This window comes from Citrobacter sp. S55_ASV_140 (assembly GCF_018919505.1).
Taxonomy (GTDB): domain Bacteria; phylum Pseudomonadota; class Gammaproteobacteria; order Enterobacterales; family Enterobacteriaceae; genus Citrobacter; species Citrobacter werkmanii.
Map to the genome: position 1 here is coordinate 1 of NZ_JAHLQZ010000081.1, position 17,354 is coordinate 17,354.

Genomic DNA, 17,354 nt, shown 5'->3' on the forward strand with positions numbered 1-17,354 from the left:
TTCCATACGTAATTATCCTCATGCGAACGGGCGCAAGAGTACACCAAAAATCGTTGTTTGTACGGCGGAAAAAAAGCATTAAAAAAGGCCCCGCAGGGCCTTTTAACAATAATAAGCGCAGATTAGAACTGGTAAACCAGGCCCAGTGCTACGATATCATCGGTAGAGATGCCAGCATCACGGGTGAACTGGTTGTCATCCAGCAGGTTGATTTTGTAATCAACATAGGTGGACATGTTTTTGTTGAAGTAGTAGGTTGCGCCAACATCAACATATTTCACGATGTCCTGGTCACCGTAACCATTGTTCAGGTCTTTACCTTTAGACTGCAGGTAAGCCACAGACGGACGCAGACCGAAGTCGAACTGGTACTGCGCAACAGCTTCGAAGTTCTGCGCTTTGTTAGCCCAGCCCAGGTTACCCGCACGCGTTGCGTTGTAGGTCTGGGTGTACTGTGCTGCCAGGTACACATTGTTCGCGTCGTATTTCAGACCACCAGTGTAAGTTTCAGCACGATCGCCAGTACCGAAGTTCAGCTTGTTCTGCTCGTCAGTACGTTTAGAGCTGGTGACTGCAGTACCCAGGGAGAAGCCTTCACCGATATCATAGGTGATAGATCCGCCAACGCCGTCGCCGTTCTGATTCAGTGCATCACGACCGTTGCCGGTCACACCCGTCATGCCTTCGCCTTCCGGGCTACCGTTTTTACCCTGGTACTGAATGGCAAAGTTCAGGCCATCAACCAGACCGAAGAAGTCGGTGTTACGGTAGGTCGCGAAGCCGTTACCACGCTGCTGCATGAAGTTGTCAGAAGTGTAAGTGTCGCCACCGAATTCCGGCAGAACGTCGGTCCAGGACGTTACGTCGTAAACCACGCCGTAGTTACGACCGTAGTCGAAAGAACCTGCATCAGCGAACTTCAGACCAGCAAACGCCACACGGGTCCAGGCGTTGTTTTCGTTTTCAGAGGAGTTACCCATGATCTGGTATTCCCACTGGCCGTAACCGGTCAGTTGGTCGTTAACCTGGGTTTCGCCTTTGAAGCCGATACGCATATAGGTCTGATCACCATCTTTAGAAGAGTCATCAGAGAAATAGTGCAGACCATCGACTTTACCGTACAGGTCTAATTTGTTGCCGTCTTTGTTGTAAATTTCAGCCGCATTTGCTGCGCCTGCTACCAGCAGAGCCGGTACCAGGAGGGACAGTACTTTAACTTTCATGTTATTAACCCTCTGTTATATGCCTTTATTGCTTTTTTATGCCACTGCTCACTGGCTAACCCTCATTAACCAGTCGGCAACTTCATTCTCCGCAAAAACACAGAATAATCCAACACGAATATGATACTAATACTTTAAAGATGTTTCATTTATCTATGTAGATGTTTCAAAATATTAACAAAAGGGAACTTTTTTTAATTAAGAAAATGGAAAGAATAAGCACAAATAGTCAAGAATCATTATAAAATATATATAAATCAATAAATTAAACAAAGATTAACCATAGCACTGAATGATAAAAAAAAATCTTCACTCGCAACTAAAATAGACTCGCTATCATCATTAACTTTATTTATTACCGTCATTCATTCATGAATGTCTGTTTACCCCTATTTCAACCGAATGCTCTGCGTTCGGTTTTTTTTACTCTTCTTTACACAAAGCTGACTGCTCTGTGCTACCGATGAAAAACTATCACGTCTATTAATCACCCCGTCACGTCGAGATCAGAAATAAACCTTATTATTAATTTCTTGTTATTTAATGCTAAATGTATACATTCACTACAAAATATTTGTACCCGTTATTATCCACTGTACACTTTTGCACCATCGGGGGGTTGCAGCAAAATGTGACGTAGACAATGCAAACTCTGTGGCATGGTCCAGGTATGGCAATTCATACATTACCCTTTATACTGCCCCTTCAACTTTCGCGTCGTTTAACAGGTCATAAACACGAATGAGTCAGTCTGACACAACGGCTTCTACCCGATTCTCCCTACTACCGGGAAATATTACCCGTTACTTCTTATTACTGATCGTGGTGCTGTTGGTGATGATGGGCGTCATGGTCCAGAGCGCCGTCAATACCTGGCTAAAGGATAAGAGCTATCAGATTGTCGATATCACCCATGCCATTCATAAAAGGGTCGATACCTGGCGATACGTGACCTGGCAAATTTATGACAATATTGCCGCCACGCCGAGCTCGCCTGGCGCAGAAGGGCTGCAGGAAACTCGCCTGAAACAAGATGTCTACTATCTTGAAAAACCTCGCAGAAAAACCGAGGCGCTGATTTTCGGCTCGCATGACAGCTCTACGCTGGAGATGACCCAACGAATCTCAACCTATCTGGATACGCTGTGGGGCGCGGAAAATATTCCATGGTCAATGTATTACCTTAATGGTCAGGACAATAGCCTGATCCTTATCTCAACATTGCCGCTAAAAGATCTGACTTCCGGCTTTAAGGAATCGACGATCGGTAATATTGTCGACTCCCGGCGCGCTGAAATGTTGCAGCAGGCCAATGCGCTGGATGAGCGCGAAAGCTTCTCGTCGTTGCGCCGTCTGGTCTGGCAAAACGGACATTACTTCACGCTGCGCACGACCTTTAATCAGCCGGGACATCTGGCAACAGTTGTCGCCTTTGACCTGCCGATTAATGACCTGATCCCTGCCGGCATGCCGCTGGACAGTTTCCATCTGGTACCTGATACCAGCTCAACGACTGAACATGTTAATGAAAAAGAGTCGCCTGACAGCGTCAGTATTAGCTTCAACAACAGTAAAATTGAGATCTCATCGGCGCTGGACACGACGGATATGCGGCTGGTCTGGCAGGTTCCATTTGGCTCATTGCTACTCGATACGCTGCAAAACATTCTGCTGCCGCTGTTACTGAACATCGCGTTGCTGGCCCTGGCGCTGTTTGGTTATACCACCTTTCGTCACCTCCCTGCCCGTTCAACCGAAGTGGCGCCAAATCATGCGGCAAATAATGAACTGCGGATCCTGCGTGCGATCAATGAAGAGATTGTTTCCCTGCTGCCGCTGGGATTGTTGGTGCATGATCAAGAAGCAAACCGCACGGTAATTAGCAATAAAATTGCCGACCACCTGCTGCCGCATTTAAATCTGCAAAATATTACCAGTATGGCGGAACAACATCAGGGCGTTATTCAGGCCACTATCAATAATGAACTGTATGAAATCAGGCTGTTTCGCAGCCAGATCTCATCGCGAACGCAGATCTTTATCATTCGTGACCAGGACCGTGAAGTACTGGTTAATAAGAAGTTGAAGCAAGCGCAGCGGCTGTATGAGAAAAACCAGCAGGCCCGCGCGGCCTTTATGCAGAATATTGGTAATGCGCTGAAGGACCCGGCTAAAACACTGGCTGCTAATGCCGCCGCGCTCAATACCCCCGACAGCCAAAAACTGGCCAATCAGGCCGACGTTCTGGTTCGCATGGTGGATGAAATCCAGTTGGCTAACTTGCTGGAAAGCGACGCCTGGAAAGGTGAATCGACGCTGTTTTCCGTGCAGGCGTTGATTGACGACGTGGTCCCGGAGGTGTTGCCGGCTATTAAGCGTAAAGGGCTGCAGCTACTGATTAAAAATCACCTTAGCGCTCATGACGAACGCCGTGGCGACCGCGATGCCCTGCGTCGTATTTTGCTGTTGCTGATTCAATATGCGGTAACCACCACGCAGATTGGTAAAATCACACTGGAGGTCGATCAGGATGAATCGGAAGCTGAACGTCTGACCTTCCGCATTCTGGATACCGGGGAAGGCGTCACGCTACAGGAAGTTGATAACCTGCATTTCCCGTTCATTAATGACACACAAGGCGATCGTTATGGCAAAGCCAACCCGTTAACGTTTTGGCTGTGCGATCAGTTAGCCCGTAAGCTGGGTGGACACCTGAACATTAAAGCGCGGGAAGAGCTTGGAACACGTTATATAGTCCATGTTAAAATGCCACTGCACGATCAACATGCTGATAGTGAAGAGCGCCTGTTAGATGACGTCTGCGTGATGGTTGATGTGACCTCTAATGACGTACGGAGCATCGTATTACGTCAACTGGAAAACTGGGGGGCAACCTGCATCACGCCCGACGAACGGTTGAATAGTCAAGAATATGATCTCTTTTTAACAGATAATCCGTCTAATCTTACTGCCTCGGGCTTGCTTTTAAGCGATGATGAGTCTGGCGTACGGAAAATTGGCCCCGGCCAGCTGCGCGTCAACTTTAATATGAGCAATGCTATGCAGGAAGCTGTCCTCGAGCTGATAGAAGAGCAGTTGGCACAAGAAGAGCTCCAGGAGCTCCCTCTCGGCGGAGATGCAAACGCCGAACTTCATGCCAGCGGTTACTATGCACTCTTTGTAGACACAGTACCGGATGATGTTAAGAGGTTGTATACTGAGGCAGCAATCAGTGATTTCGCTGCGTTAGCCCAAACGGCTCATCGCCTGAAAGGCGTGTTTGCCATGCTTAATCTGGTACCCGGCAAGCAGTTATGTGAAGCGCTGGAACATCTTATTCAAGAGAAAGATGCTCCAGGTATAGAAAAATACATCAGCGACATTGACGCATACGTCAAGAGCTTGCTGTAGCAAGGTAGCCCAATACATGAACACTATGAACGTAATTATTGCCGATGACCACCCGATTGTACTGTTCGGTATTCGTAAGTCACTTGAACAGATCGAGTGGGTTAATGTTGTCGGCGAATTTGAAGACTCCACAGCACTGATCAACAATTTGCCTAAGTTAGATGCTCATGTGTTGATTACCGACCTCTCCATGCCGGGAGATAAATACGGTGATGGGATCACGTTAATAAAATACATCAAGCGCCATTTCCCGAGCCTGTCGATTATTGTGCTGACCATGAACAATAACCCGGCCATCCTGAGCGCGGTGCTGGATCTCGATATTGAAGGGATTGTCCTGAAGCAAGGCGCGCCAACAGACCTGCCGAAAGCGCTGGCCGCGCTGCAAAAGGGGAAGAAATTTACTCCGGAAAGCGTTTCTCGGCTGCTGGAAAAAATTAGCGCCAGTGGCTATGGCGACAAACGCCTGTCACCGAAAGAGAGCGAAGTTCTGCGCCTGTTTGCCGAAGGTTTCCTGGTGACTGAAATTGCCAAAAAGCTCAACCGCAGTATTAAAACCATCAGCAGCCAGAAAAAATCGGCGATGATGAAACTCGGTGTGGAAAACGATATCGCGCTGTTGAATTACCTCTCTTCCGTGACGCTGAGTCCTTCAGATAAAGAGTAATTAACTGCCTGATGGCACTGCGTTTATCAGGCCTACGAACAGTTTGTTCCGTAGGCCTGGTAAGGCAAACCCCGCTATCCGGTATTTCTTATCCCCGCGCCTTCCTCACTCTTTCCGCATAGACCGTCAGCGTTTGCTTCAATACATCTAATGTCACTGGCTTGGAAAGACAGCTATCCATACCGGATTCCAGACACCGCTGCTTCTCTTCAGCCAGCGCGTTTGCCGTCACGCCCACAACCGGCAACGTTAAACCTAACTGGCGGATGCGCTGAGTCAGGCGATAACCATCCATGTTTGGCATGTTGACGTCGCTCAGTACGATGTCGATATGGTTTTTACTCAGTACATTGAGGGCATCGACACCGTCATTCGCCGTTTTACACTGATATCCCAACGATCCCAGTTGATCGGCCAGTAAACGCCGGTTGATAGGATGATCGTCGACCACCAGTATCATCATGTCATCGTTGGTAGCGCCGACTTTATCCGGGGCGGGTAGCGCCGTCGAGAGTTCTTCACTCCCCAGATCAACGCTGTAAATATGCGCCAGCAGCGCGGGCAGTTCGTGCGGTGACGCCACGCTGTGCACCCACTCCCCTGGCCCCCTTTCCAACGGAATCCCAATATGGCGACGGCAGAAAATCACCGCGGCACGTCCTTGCCACGCCTGTTCCAGCACATCATCGGCAACCAACAAGTCATCAGCATCCGGGCGCTGCCCCTCATAACGCAGCACGGTCACCCCGCTACGCATCAGACTGGATTCGACAAAGCGATACAGCGATGCGTTACGCACCGCCAGCCAGCAACGGGTGCCAGCCAGTCCTTCTACGCCTTTTTTCTGCGGATACTGGGCGCCATAAAGAGGAATACGGAGCGTAAACTGGCTGCCCATTCCCGGTTCTGAATCAACGGAAATGTCGCCATCCATCATGCTGATCAGTTTTTCACAGATAGCCAAACCGAGCCCGGTTCCCTGGAAATTACGCTGTACGCCAGTGCCCACCTGGAAGAAAGGATCGAACAAACGGACCACTTCTTTGGCGGGGATACCCACCCCGGTATCACGCACACGGATACTGAGGTAATCACCGTCACACTGCACATGCAGCACAATGCAGCCGGTATCGGTAAACTTGATCGCGTTACTCAGCAGATTGGAGATCACCTGCTGTAAACGCATAGGATCGCCATTCAACGCGACGGGCACATCCGGGTCGATAAAACAGTACAATCCCAACTGCTTACGCACCACCAGCGGCAGATAGTTTGCCGTAATATGGCTCATCACTTCACGCGGTGAGAACTCGCGCGGTTCAATCTTCAACTGTTCAGATTCAATTTTCGAGAAATCGAGAATATCGCTGATAATTTTCAACAGCAGGCTGGAAGAGTTATTCATCGCCGTCACCAGGCGATCCACCCCGTTGGGTAACTCTTTGGTTTGCAACAAATCGAGGTTACCGATAATGCCATACAGCGGCGTACGCAGCTCATGGCTCACTGTCGCAAGGAACATCGATTTGGACTGACTCGCCTGTTCCGCCGCCTGGGCCATCTCCTGCAACGACTCTTCCATTTTAACGCGCGCACTGACGTCAACCAGGACGCAAATTGCCACGTTTTCATTGCGATAGCGCGAATGCACAAAGCTGATTTGCAGATTGGTATTGTTACTGGTCAGCACATCGACAAAATTAACCTGCTGGCCGCAGATGATTTGCGTTAACCGTTGCCGGTCTTCATGCGTCAGCATGTTCAGATAGGTATGCGCCAGTTCATTACTCAGGATGTTAATGCCATCCAGCGTGCGCAAAATACAAATTCCCACCGGCGCGGAAGCCACGATTTTACGGTTAAATTGCTCGTGTTCCTCCAGGCGCTGAGCATCGCTTTCCGCAGGAATAAAAATACGCCGCTCATACATACGCGTAAGCATAAACAATGCCGCGCCGACCAGCACATTCAGCAGAATAGCGTTCAGGATCATCATGCGGATCCGCTCCAGCACCAGATCAACCGGAACAGAGTACACAATGCTCAGCGATGACGGCGGCAGATTTTTCTTCAGCACCAGATCGCGAAAACCCGGCGTATAGCCAAACCAGGAACGCTCCTGCATCCAGCGTGGTTCAGCCTTAATATTCCCCTCAGGGCCGGTGAGCGAAATCAGCGCATGGCCATTTTCATCGAGAATGGTCACCCCCATCGGCAAACTGCCCGGCGTGAAGAAGTTCTCCATGCGAATAGGTTGTTCCACGCCCAGCAGCGCCTGCAAACGGTTGGCAAGATAAACCGGCGTCAGCGCATAGAAATAGCCCACTCCAGGACGCGGCCCCTGGCTAATCCAGAACAGGTTATTACCGTTTTCATCCTGCGGCGCATTGCGATACTTAATAATGCGCTCATGCAGCGCTTTCAGGGCCTGGTCACGTTCGACGGGCATCTCACGCAGACCAAAGTTCGCCATACAGAGATTATCGCTGCCGATCAGGAATACGCGATTCAAATCATAGGCAGCAGAAAAATTGTCGCGCCAGTAGCGCATAAACCACGCCAGCGACTCCAGAGAACCTCGCCAGGCGTTGCCCATCACCGAACAGTCGGAGTCGGCAAACAGCGGCTCAAAATTAGGTACGACGGTTTTGTCATCCCGCGCCCGCAGCGACATCACGCCGTTTTCCGCCGTTAAGCGATTCTCGGCAATATATTTCAGCTCTTTAATAACATCCGATGTGCGCTGGATATAACGCTGGGCCTGATCGGAGCTGAGGTTAAGTTCCTGATGGATCTCAGACTCTCTCTGGTGCAGCGCGTTCACAATGTAGAACACGGAGGCAAAAGCGATCAGACACCAGATCAGGAGCGCCAACGCTCTGAACAGGTAGCGTGAGACTTTTAGGGTTGAATGAACGGAAGCAAGGTATTTCAAAGGGGCGAAGCTCCGCCTCAGGGCATTAATAGAGTGTGGTTAAGGTAGCGGTAAATGTCCGGCGTCGCAATGCCCTCTCTTTACGGGAATATGATACACCGCTCTGAAACCGTTGTCTTAACCCCGCGACGTTTACACCACCGAACAATTTCTGCGCCGATGACTTCTCTTGTTTATATCGTAGAAATCGCCAGCCGTTCAGCAGTCTTATCTGAAAATGAGAAAAAACGCTTCGCGCCTTACCCTGCTTAACGACACGCAGAACATCGTCTACTCCCCTGCGCGTGCACGAGTCCGCGAGCGCCACAGAGGTAACTTGAAGGAAAAAGTGTATATGTCATAATAAACAAAACCGAGGGACCTCAATGAACATTATCGAACAGCTTCAGTTACTGGTAAAAACGGGCTCACACACGGAACAAACTATTAGCCGTTACATTCTGGCTACATTATCAGGTGCAGAAAAACTGACCTCGACAGCAATATCAAAAAAGACCCATACCAGCCAACCGTCTATTGTTCGTTTTGCCCAGGCTCTCGGTTATACCGGTTTTACTTCCTTTAAATATGATTTAATTAAGTGTCTGCGTAGTGAGCCCGCCGCCCTGCTTCCGGCGCAGGCGGCCAGGAACAATATTATTCTCAGTGAATTTATTAACAATAATAACCCAGCGGCAATTAATACTTTCTTTGAAATTATCAGTTCCAGTCGTAATCTTTATTTTTGTCACTCACGGGAACTCGGCTCTCTGCTCAGTAATATTATTCAGGACTATAGTGATATTGGTAAGGTGTGTATTCCCGTTGAGTATCAAAACGCCGATTCGCTGTTAGCCAACAGCCTGACAGATTGTGATTCCGTCATCCTGCTGCCGGGCCCTAAGGATGAGCCAGATAACCAGTTGATTACATTGATTCGCGAGCATGAAGCCGCCTCGCTGGCCGTCGCCTGCCATCAGAGCGGTACATCACTGGCCGATGTGACGCTCTACACCCCGCAATCCAGCGTCAGCCCTCTGAGTTTCGCCGCGTTGAAAATGTCACTGCATACGCTTTTTTTTCATGCCCTGCAATATTGCTATCTGAATATGAATAATGAAAAGACGTCCCATAAACGATGATCGTTGGCAGGGTCAGGGGGAATAAGATACCCTGCTTTAATCATAGAAATTAAAGCCAAAAAGAATGTTTATGAGACGTGAAAACCAGATTAATTACAACTGCACAATCTTCCCTGTTGATAACGAATGATGCACCGCCTCACAGATTAACGTCGCCTGTAGCCCATCGTCAGCTGTTGCCAGATACGGCGTATCAAATAATATGTGTTCCACAAAATCATGTATTGGCTGAATTCCATATCCGCTGGCCTTATTATTAACGTAATTAATGAAGTTATAATTTGGTGTCGCGCTACGCTGTGGGGTAAACATTTCATAACCGCGCAACTGCGCATCCGCACGATAATAGTTATTTTCAGTGATCACAAAACTCCGACCATCATTGGCTTTGGGGAACGTTGGAGGTAAACACCACCCTACTTCCACCGTCCATTGCGCACCATTTTCAAACGTAACAAACGACTGAATGGTATCCCAGGAATCGATGCCTTCAGCCACCAGTTTCTTCTTCTGTCCTATCGCATAGACACTTACCGCGTTAGCGCCGTTCATATAATAGCGAATTAAATCAAAACAGTGAGTACCGAGGAAATGGACCGGAGAGCTCTCGTTCGCCCACGATAACCAGTTTTTTGGCACGTCTATGATGTCATCCATGCTCATATAGCCACGCAGTACCTGTCCGGTTTCCGGCTTCAGCAGCTCATGATGAATATGTTGCGCCATCCCGTCCCAGCGCTTGTGGTAATCAACGCCGATTTTCACCCCATGCTCTGCGGCACAGAGAATAATCTCCCGACATTCCGCCGAGGTTGTCGCCATCGGTTTTTCAATCAGCACATGTTTGCCAGCGGTGATGGACTCAATCGTAGCATCAAAGTGGAACGGATCCGGGGTGGCGATCGACACCAAATCGACCTGCGTGGCGGCAAACAATTCTGCCAGCGATGCAAAGCCGGGAGTGTGAAACTCCTGCGCCACGCTGGCCCGGATTTCCGGGTTGATTTCGCAAAACCCGACCAGATTCACCCACGGATTATAGTGATAAGCATTGATATGGTGTTTGCCGTAAATTCCCGCGCCAACCACCGCGGCATTGATTTTGTTCATGACACGATTCCTCAGTTAAACAAACCAAAAGAAAACAGATAGCCGATAGCCACCGCCAGAGGTGCGGTAATCATTCGTGACAGCAGGAAAGCCGGTACACCAAGGCGAATGGTTTTCTCTTTCGCCTCCTGCATAGAAAGCCCAACGGGAATAAAGTCAGCGCCTACCTGGACATTTATCGCAAACAGCGCCGGCAACGCCATCAGGGGTGAAACCACTCCGCTGCCGATGAGCGTCCCCACCAGCACGCCCACCACCTGTGCTATGGCCGCCCCCGGAGCCAGAATCGGCGAGATAAACGGTAAGCCGCAGATAATCGCGATCACAAACAGACCGGTTAACGATCCGGCAAGCGGTGACAGCGTATTCCCGGCCCACTGACCAATTGCCGTTTCCTGCACCAGAGCAATCAGCACGGAGATAAAAGCCATAAACGGAATAACGTTTTTAATGCACAGCTCAACCGACTCGCGCGCGGAGGTATAGAGCAGGCTGACAAAGTTGCCTATCCCCGTCGCAAATCGGGTCATCAACTCCAGTGCGGTGTTGGTCGCCGAACCGCGCGGTTTGGTATCCCCCTGGCGACTGACGGCCACCGAAGCATCACCAGCGGACAGAGGTTCAACAACATCAACCTCTTGGGCAGTGACCGGCTGATTAAACGTTTCAATCAGCGATAGCGATTCACTGCTGACATCAGAAATGTAGATATCCTCGGTGATATACTTCGCCAGCGGCCCCATCGCGCCGGTGGGGAGAATATTGATGGTCTTGATTCTTTTTTGTGGGTAGATGCCGCAGCGCAATGAACCGCCGCAGTTGATCACCACGCAGAGGATTTTCTTATCATCCGGCATCGCATCAAAGCCGTTAACAACCGGCATCTCCAGCATATCACCCAATTTTTTGGCAATCGGGTCAATGCTTTTCCCGGTGAGCGACAAGATGACTTTGCTGGTATCGCGAGATAAATACATATCATCGCCAATCCCTGAATGACCTTTTTTAATCAGCACGGTTTTCATCGGTTTTCCTCATTATTGTCAATGGGCCCGTTAATTCATTCACGGCAGGCGGGCAATCGCTTTTTACGTGTAATGAACCATAGGCGATTGGCTTTTCTGCCCCGTCAAATACCACTGTCATATGCCCCAGCTCACATAAGTTTTGCCACGCCGCATCTCCCCAGCAGGTGATACTCCATATCTGGTTATTAATCTGTAAAACGTAGTTCGCTGTTTTTTGTAATGGCGCGCTATTACAAACAATATTCTTAATTACCAGCACATAATCGAGATAATCTTCCGGGGCGCGATCGTTAAACGTTATCAGCATGCCACTAAGCAATCCCTCTTCTACTTTCTTTCCAGCTTTTACGACGTCAGCCGAAAATAGTACTTTCATTTTTTTTCCTTATTCCTGATTAAGTTCACGCTTCTCCAGCCTGGTGAAGATATATTCGGTAAGAAAACCGCGGATAAATCCAAGCAGAATACCTGCCGCGATATAACGCAATGCCAGATCGGCAACGGGAAGGTCGAGTCGGGTAATCCCCGCAGCTACGCCCAGCCAGATAAAGAGTTCAGATGGCACAATGTGGGGAAACAGCGAGGTCAGCGGGTGAACGGTACTGCCCAGCGCATCCTGATAAGCGGGCTTACACCGTTCTGGCAGGAATTTGCCCATGGTCAGCGCGCCGGGACTGCTCAGGAAGAACCAGGCAAAACTGGGCAATATTCCGTAGGTTAATATTTTTGATTTACCCATCAGGGTGGCGACTTTTTCCATCCGCTGCTGACCTATTAACTTCATAATGAAATTAACCGTCAGAATTAGCGTTATTAACATCGGAATAGTGCTGACGATCATCCCGGAGAATATCTTGCCAGCACTCTGAAAAAGATGGATAAAACCTTCCGCAATTTCAACTATCATAGTTAACTCCCAACGCCGAGGTAAAAGTATATTCATCCGTCAGAGGTGAACTGACAGACTGAGGCAGCCAACGCATTTCTCTTTCACACTTCAGGTGTTTTTTCTTAAATAATTTGTCGGTCTCCTGTTCACAACGGATCTTAAAATTCTTTTAGTGGACAGAATAACGTTAGCGGTAAAAGTGTGAACAAACAGTGAGCACTCTCACGAAACTATAATTATTCATTTATTTTTGTATTTTTATACATGAAGCCTGCAGCAAGCGGATAAAGGATAATTAGCTGATGGGAAAGGGAATATTCAGAACGTAAAAAAGGGAGGCAAAGCCTCCCTTTTGTGCAGTATTAAAATACTGAATTACTCTTCTGCGTCGTCCGCCGCATCATCATCGGTTTCTGCTTCAGGCGCGATATCCTCGTCGCCCTCAGCGGCACTTCCGTCGATGGAGTCGAGTTCTTCATCATCAACCGGCTCAGCAACGCGTTGCAGACCCACGACGTTTTCATCTTCCGCAGTACGGATGAGGATCACGCCCTGGGTGTTACGCCCTACTACGCTGATTTCCGACACGCGAGTACGCACCAGCGTACCTGCATCGGTGATCATCATGATCTGGTCGGTATCTTCAACCTGTACCGCGCCAACAACAGATCCGTTGCGCTCGGTCACTTTGATGGAGATAACGCCCTGAGTCGCACGAGACTTGGTCGGATACTCTTCTGCCGCGGTACGCTTACCGTAGCCGTTTTGCGTCACGGTCAGGATAGCGCCTTCGCCGCGCGGAATAATCAGAGAAACGACTTTGTCTTCGCCTGCCAGCTTGATACCGCGTACGCCGGTCGCGGTACGACCCATCGCACGAACGGCATCTTCTTTAAAGCGCACTACTTTACCCGCGGCAGAGAACAGCATGACTTCGTCACTACCGGACGTCAGGTCAACGCCAATCAGCTCGTCGCCTTCGTTCAGGTTAACCGCAATGATACCGGCGGAACGCGGACGGCTGAACTCGGTCAGCGCGGTTTTCTTCACGGTACCGCTGGCGGTCGCCATAAAGACGTTCACACCTTCTTCGTACTCGCGTACCGGCAGAATAGCGGTGATACGTTCGTTCGCTTCCAATGGCAGCAGGTTGACGATTGGACGTCCACGCGCGCCACGGCTGGCTTCCGGCAACTGATAAACCTTCATCCAGTACAAACGACCACGGCTGGAGAAGCAGAGGATCGTGTCATGGGTGTTGGCCACCAGCAGGCGGTCAATAAAGTCTTCTTCTTTAATACGTGCTGCTGATTTGCCTTTACCGCCACGACGCTGTGCTTCGTAATCGGTTAACGGCTGATATTTCACGTAGCCCTGATGAGACAAGGTCACGACAACATCTTCCTGGCTAATCAGATCTTCGATATTGATGTCAGCGCTGTTGGCGGTGATTTCGGTACGACGTTCGTCGCCGAACTGCTCGCGAATCAGCTCCATCTCTTCACGGATAACTTCCATCAGACGATCTGCGCTGCCCAGAATATGCAGCAGTTCAGCGATCTGCTCCAGCAGCTCTTTGTATTCGTCGAGCAGTTTTTCATGCTCAAGGCCGGTCAGTTTCTGCAAACGCAGATCCAGAATCGCCTGGGCCTGCTGTTCAGTCAGGTAGTACTGACCGTCACGCACGCCAAATTCCGGCTCCAGCCATTCAGGACGCGCGGCGTCATCACCGGCACGTTCCAGCATGGCGGACACGTTACCCAGCTCCCACGAACGCGCAACCAACGCAGCTTTCGCTTCTGCCGGGGTCGGCGCGCGGCGGATCAGTTCAATGATTGGGTCAATGTTCGCCAGCGCAATCGCCAACGCTTCAAGGATATGCGCACGGTCGCGGGCTTTACGCAGTTCAAAGATAGTACGGCGCGTTACGACTTCACGACGGTGACGTACAAACGCGGCAATAATATCTTTCAGGTTCATGATCTTCGGCTGACCATGGTGCAGCGCAACCATGTTGATACCGAAAGAAACCTGCAGTTGGGTCTGGGAATAAAGGTTGTTCAGAACCACTTCCCCGACCGCATCGCGTTTCACTTCAATCACGATGCGCATACCGTCTTTATCAGACTCGTCACGCAGTGCACTGATGCCTTCAACGCGTTTGTCTTTTACCAGCTCGGCGATTTTCTCGATCAGGCGCGCTTTGTTCACCTGATACGGAATTTCATGGACGATGATGGTTTCACGGCCGGTTTTGGCGTCGGCTTCGACTTCCGCGCGGGCGCGAATGTACACTTTGCCGCGACCGGTACGGTAGGCTTCTTCGATACCACGACGACCGTTAATGATCGCGGCGGTCGGGAAGTCCGGACCCGGAATATGCTCCATCAGCCCTTCAATGCTGATGTCTTCATCGTCAATGTATGCCAGACAGCCGTTGATCACTTCCGTCAGGTTGTGCGGCGGAATGTTGGTTGCCATACCTACCGCGATACCGGACGAACCGTTCACCAGCAGGTTAGGAATTTTGGTCGGCATGACGTCAGGAATTTGTTCGGTGCCGTCGTAGTTATCGACGAAATCAACCGTTTCTTTTTCCAGGTCAGCCATCAGCTCATGGGCGATTTTCGACATACGGATTTCCGTATAACGCATCGCCGCTGCGGAGTCGCCATCGACAGAACCAAAGTTACCCTGACCATCTACCAGCATGTAACGCAAGGAGAATGGCTGCGCCATACGAACAATGGTGTCGTAAACGGCGGTATCACCATGAGGGTGGTATTTACCGATTACGTCACCAACGACACGGGCAGATTTTTTATAGGCTTTATTCCAGTCGTTGCCCAATACGTTCATGGCGTAAAGTACGCGACGGTGAACCGGTTTCAGGCCATCTCGGACGTCTGGCAGCGCACGGCCAACAATGACCGACATCGCATAATCCAGATATGAGCTCTTCAGCTCTTCCTCAATGTTGACCGGTGTAATTTCTCTCGCAAGGTCGCTCATCTAACCGCTATCCCTCTACTGTATCCCGGATTCAAAGGTCGCAAATTATAACACATTCGCACAGATTCAGGTAAATGGATTCCCCCTGACAGAGGCTTTATTCATCCCGTCAGGCTGATATACTCATTTGCATCGCAAATTTAGGAGTAGAAGCCCCAATGAATGCCGAAAAACCCCCGGTAAGTCACAACGTTGACCATGAAGAAATTGCCAAGTTTGAAGCAGTCGCGTCACGCTGGTGGGACCTTGAGGGGGAATTTAAGCCACTGCACCGCATTAACCCGCTGCGTCTGGGCTACATCACGGAGCGCTCAGGCGGCCTGTTTGGTAAAAAGGTACTCGACGTCGGCTGCGGCGGCGGCATTCTGGCGGAAAGTATGGCGCGCGAAGGCGCAACCGTCACGGGCCTGGATATGGGCTTTGAACCGTTACAGGTAGCAAAACTGCATGCGCTGGAGAGCGGTATCCAGGTCGAGTACGTCCAGGAAACCGTCGAAGAGCACGCGGAAAAACATGCGCACCAGTATGACGTGGTGACCTGCATGGAAATGCTGGAGCACGTGCCGGACCCGCAGTCGGTGGTCAGCGCCTGCGCCAGGCTGGTCAAACCGGGCGGCGAAGTGTTTTTCTCCACGCTTAACCGCAACGGCAAATCCTGGCTGATGGCCGTGGTCGGAGCGGAATATATTTTGCGCATGGTGCCGAAAGGCACGCATGATGTGAAAAAATTTATTAAGCCTGCAGAGTTATTACAGTGGGTAGATCAGACCGTGCTGAAAGAGCGTCATATGACCGGCCTGCATTACAACCCGATCACCAACAGCTTTAAACTCGGTCCGGGCGTAGATGTGAACTATATGGTCCATACCACTGCCAGCGTTGATTAACCGCTTCCTGTAGGCCGGATAAGGCGTCCAACGCTGCTATTCGGCATGCTGACAGGAACAGGGCCTGATGGCGCTTCGCTTATCAGGCCTACAATTCCTGTGCCAGATCATAAGAACTTTCTTCGCCTTAGATGAAGAAATCAGCACTCGATCAAATTTTCTATTTTTTTTCTCAATTATTGACATCCCCGCCAGGCCTTATAAGACGCGCACTTAGCGATTCTTACCCTTTTGCAACCTCAATTTAACGTCAAAATCAACTCTTGTGCTGAAAAGAATCCCTACTAGAATACTCACCATATAGCGTCTATTTTATCAAACAACCCCTACATATAGTATTTATCCACAGACTTAGTCACAACATGACTCTGTGGATAATATGGGGGATATTTTTTCTTTCACGGACAGGTAAAAAACCACATGAATCAGAGTCTGCTGGTGACAAAGCGTGATGGTAGTACAGAGCGCATCAATCTCGACAAAATCCACCGAGTTCTGGATTGGGCGGCAGAAGGACTGAATAACGTATCGATTTCTCAGGTCGAGCTGCGCTCTCATATTCAGTTTTATGACGGTATCAAAACGTCCGATATCCATGAGACGATCATCAAAGCAGCCGCCGACCTGATCTCCCGCGAGGCACCGGATTATCAGTACCTGGCTGCCCGCCTGGCCATTTTCCACCTGCGTAAAAAAGCCTACGGCGAGTTTGAACCGCCTGCACTTTACGACCATGTCGTGAAAATGGTTGAAATGGGCAAATACGACAATCATCTGCTGGAAGACTACACGGAAGAAGAGTTCAAGCAGATGGACTCGTTCATCGTACACGACCGTGATATGACCTTCTCCTATGCTGCGGTGAAGCAGTTAGAAGGTAAATACCTGGTGCAAAACCGTGTCACCGGTGAGATTTATGAAAGCGCGCAGTTCCTCTACATTCTGGTAGCGGCCTGCCTGTTCTCTAACTATCCACGTGAAACGCGTCTGCAATATGTAAAACGTTTCTACGATGCCGTTTCAACGTTCAAAATTTCTCTGCCGACGCCAATTATGTCCGGCGTGCGTACC

General features: G+C 49.8%; 12 protein-coding genes. 5 read left to right on the top strand and 7 right to left on the bottom strand.

All coding sequences use genetic code 11. The features are described from left to right. Positions 1-122: 122 nt before the first annotated feature. Complete coding sequence (locus KQJ18_RS13490) at positions 123-1,223, bottom strand: porin OmpC (protein ID WP_121529301.1); 1,101 nt, start codon at positions 1,221-1,223, stop codon at positions 123-125. 741 nt (positions 1,224-1,964) lie between these two features. Here KQJ18_RS13490 and rcsD point away from each other — a divergent pair. Both rcsD and rcsB read left to right on the top strand, forming a co-directional pair. Beyond that, positions 1,965-4,634, top strand: a complete 2,670-nt coding sequence (rcsD, locus tag KQJ18_RS13495; RefSeq protein ID WP_137347677.1) for a phosphotransferase RcsD — start codon at positions 1,965-1,967, stop codon at positions 4,632-4,634. A gap of 16 nt (positions 4,635-4,650) precedes the next feature. Next, positions 4,651-5,301: a response regulator transcription factor RcsB gene (rcsB, locus tag KQJ18_RS13500; RefSeq protein WP_003027592.1), complete on the top strand. Its 651-nt coding sequence runs from the start codon at positions 4,651-4,653 to the stop codon at positions 5,299-5,301. Between the two features lie 88 nt (positions 5,302-5,389). Here rcsB and rcsC read toward each other — a convergent pair whose 3' ends face one another. Further along, on the bottom strand, positions 5,390-8,236 hold the full coding sequence (gene rcsC, locus KQJ18_RS13505; protein ID WP_121529302.1) for a two-component system sensor histidine kinase RcsC: 2,847 nt from the start codon (positions 8,234-8,236) through the stop codon (positions 5,390-5,392). Between the two features lie 365 nt (positions 8,237-8,601). On the opposite strand from rcsC, the gene KQJ18_RS13510 reads away from it, so the two are divergent. Continuing rightward, a complete protein-coding gene (locus KQJ18_RS13510; RefSeq protein ID WP_150345225.1) occupies positions 8,602-9,357 on the top strand; it encodes a MurR/RpiR family transcriptional regulator in 756 nt (251 codons plus the stop codon). A gap of 93 nt (positions 9,358-9,450) precedes the next feature. On the opposite strand, the gene KQJ18_RS13515 is transcribed toward KQJ18_RS13510, so the two are convergent. The 5 genes from KQJ18_RS13515 to gyrA form a co-directional block, all read right to left on the bottom strand. Continuing rightward, the gene (locus tag KQJ18_RS13515) at positions 9,451-10,467 is read right to left on the bottom strand and encodes a Gfo/Idh/MocA family oxidoreductase (protein WP_150345226.1); all 1,017 of its coding nucleotides are present in this window, start codon (positions 10,465-10,467) and stop codon (positions 9,451-9,453) included. 11 nt (positions 10,468-10,478) lie between these two features. Beyond that, positions 10,479-11,492, bottom strand: coding sequence for a PTS glucitol/sorbitol transporter subunit IIB (locus KQJ18_RS13520; protein WP_150345227.1), 1,014 nt, complete (start codon positions 11,490-11,492; stop codon positions 10,479-10,481). Further along, a complete protein-coding gene (locus KQJ18_RS13525) occupies positions 11,473-11,871 on the bottom strand; it encodes a PTS glucitol/sorbitol transporter subunit IIA (protein ID WP_150345228.1) in 399 nt (132 codons plus the stop codon). The genes KQJ18_RS13520 and KQJ18_RS13525 overlap by 20 nt, the downstream gene beginning before the upstream one ends. A gap of 9 nt (positions 11,872-11,880) precedes the next feature. After that, the gene (locus KQJ18_RS13530; protein WP_006683705.1) at positions 11,881-12,402 is read right to left on the bottom strand and encodes a PTS glucitol/sorbitol transporter subunit IIC; all 522 of its coding nucleotides are present in this window, start codon (positions 12,400-12,402) and stop codon (positions 11,881-11,883) included. 357 nt (positions 12,403-12,759) lie between these two features. After that, on the bottom strand, positions 12,760-15,396 hold the full coding sequence (gene gyrA, locus KQJ18_RS13535; protein WP_150345229.1) for a DNA topoisomerase (ATP-hydrolyzing) subunit A: 2,637 nt from the start codon (positions 15,394-15,396) through the stop codon (positions 12,760-12,762). A gap of 158 nt (positions 15,397-15,554) precedes the next feature. On the opposite strand from gyrA, the gene ubiG reads away from it, so the two are divergent. Together ubiG and KQJ18_RS13545 are read left to right on the top strand one after the other, a co-directional pair. After that, positions 15,555-16,283 (top strand): bifunctional 2-polyprenyl-6-hydroxyphenol methylase/3-demethylubiquinol 3-O-methyltransferase UbiG, encoded by a 729-nt coding sequence (gene ubiG / locus KQJ18_RS13540; RefSeq protein WP_038642230.1) that lies wholly within the window; start codon positions 15,555-15,557, stop codon positions 16,281-16,283. Positions 16,284-16,703: 420 nt separating this feature from the next. Beyond that, a partial coding sequence (locus KQJ18_RS13545; RefSeq protein WP_253297485.1) for a ribonucleotide reductase N-terminal alpha domain-containing protein occupies positions 16,704-17,354 on the top strand: 651 nt, incomplete at its 3' end.

What these genes read in the sequence shown, in the direction of transcription:
- KQJ18_RS13490 (WP_121529301.1), bottom strand. Translation starts at nt 1,223, where the DNA reads ATGAAAGTTAAAGTACTGTCCCTCCTGGTACCGGCTCTGCTGGTAGCA.
- rcsD (WP_137347677.1), top strand. Translation starts at nt 1,965, where the DNA reads ATGAGTCAGTCTGACACAACGGCTTCTACCCGATTCTCCCTACTACCG.
- rcsB (WP_003027592.1), top strand. Translation starts at nt 4,651, where the DNA reads ATGAACACTATGAACGTAATTATTGCCGATGACCACCCGATTGTACTG.
- KQJ18_RS13510 (WP_150345225.1), top strand. Translation starts at nt 8,602, where the DNA reads ATGAACATTATCGAACAGCTTCAGTTACTGGTAAAAACGGGCTCACAC.
- KQJ18_RS13515 (WP_150345226.1), bottom strand. Translation starts at nt 10,467, where the DNA reads ATGAACAAAATCAATGCCGCGGTGGTTGGCGCGGGAATTTACGGCAAA.
- KQJ18_RS13520 (WP_150345227.1), bottom strand. Translation starts at nt 11,492, where the DNA reads ATGAAAACCGTGCTGATTAAAAAAGGTCATTCAGGGATTGGCGATGAT.
- KQJ18_RS13525 (WP_150345228.1), bottom strand. Translation starts at nt 11,871, where the DNA reads ATGAAAGTACTATTTTCGGCTGACGTCGTAAAAGCTGGAAAGAAAGTA.
- KQJ18_RS13530 (WP_006683705.1), bottom strand. Translation starts at nt 12,402, where the DNA reads ATGATAGTTGAAATTGCGGAAGGTTTTATCCATCTTTTTCAGAGTGCT.
- gyrA (WP_150345229.1), bottom strand. Translation starts at nt 15,396, where the DNA reads ATGAGCGACCTTGCGAGAGAAATTACACCGGTCAACATTGAGGAAGAG.
- ubiG (WP_038642230.1), top strand. Translation starts at nt 15,555, where the DNA reads ATGAATGCCGAAAAACCCCCGGTAAGTCACAACGTTGACCATGAAGAA.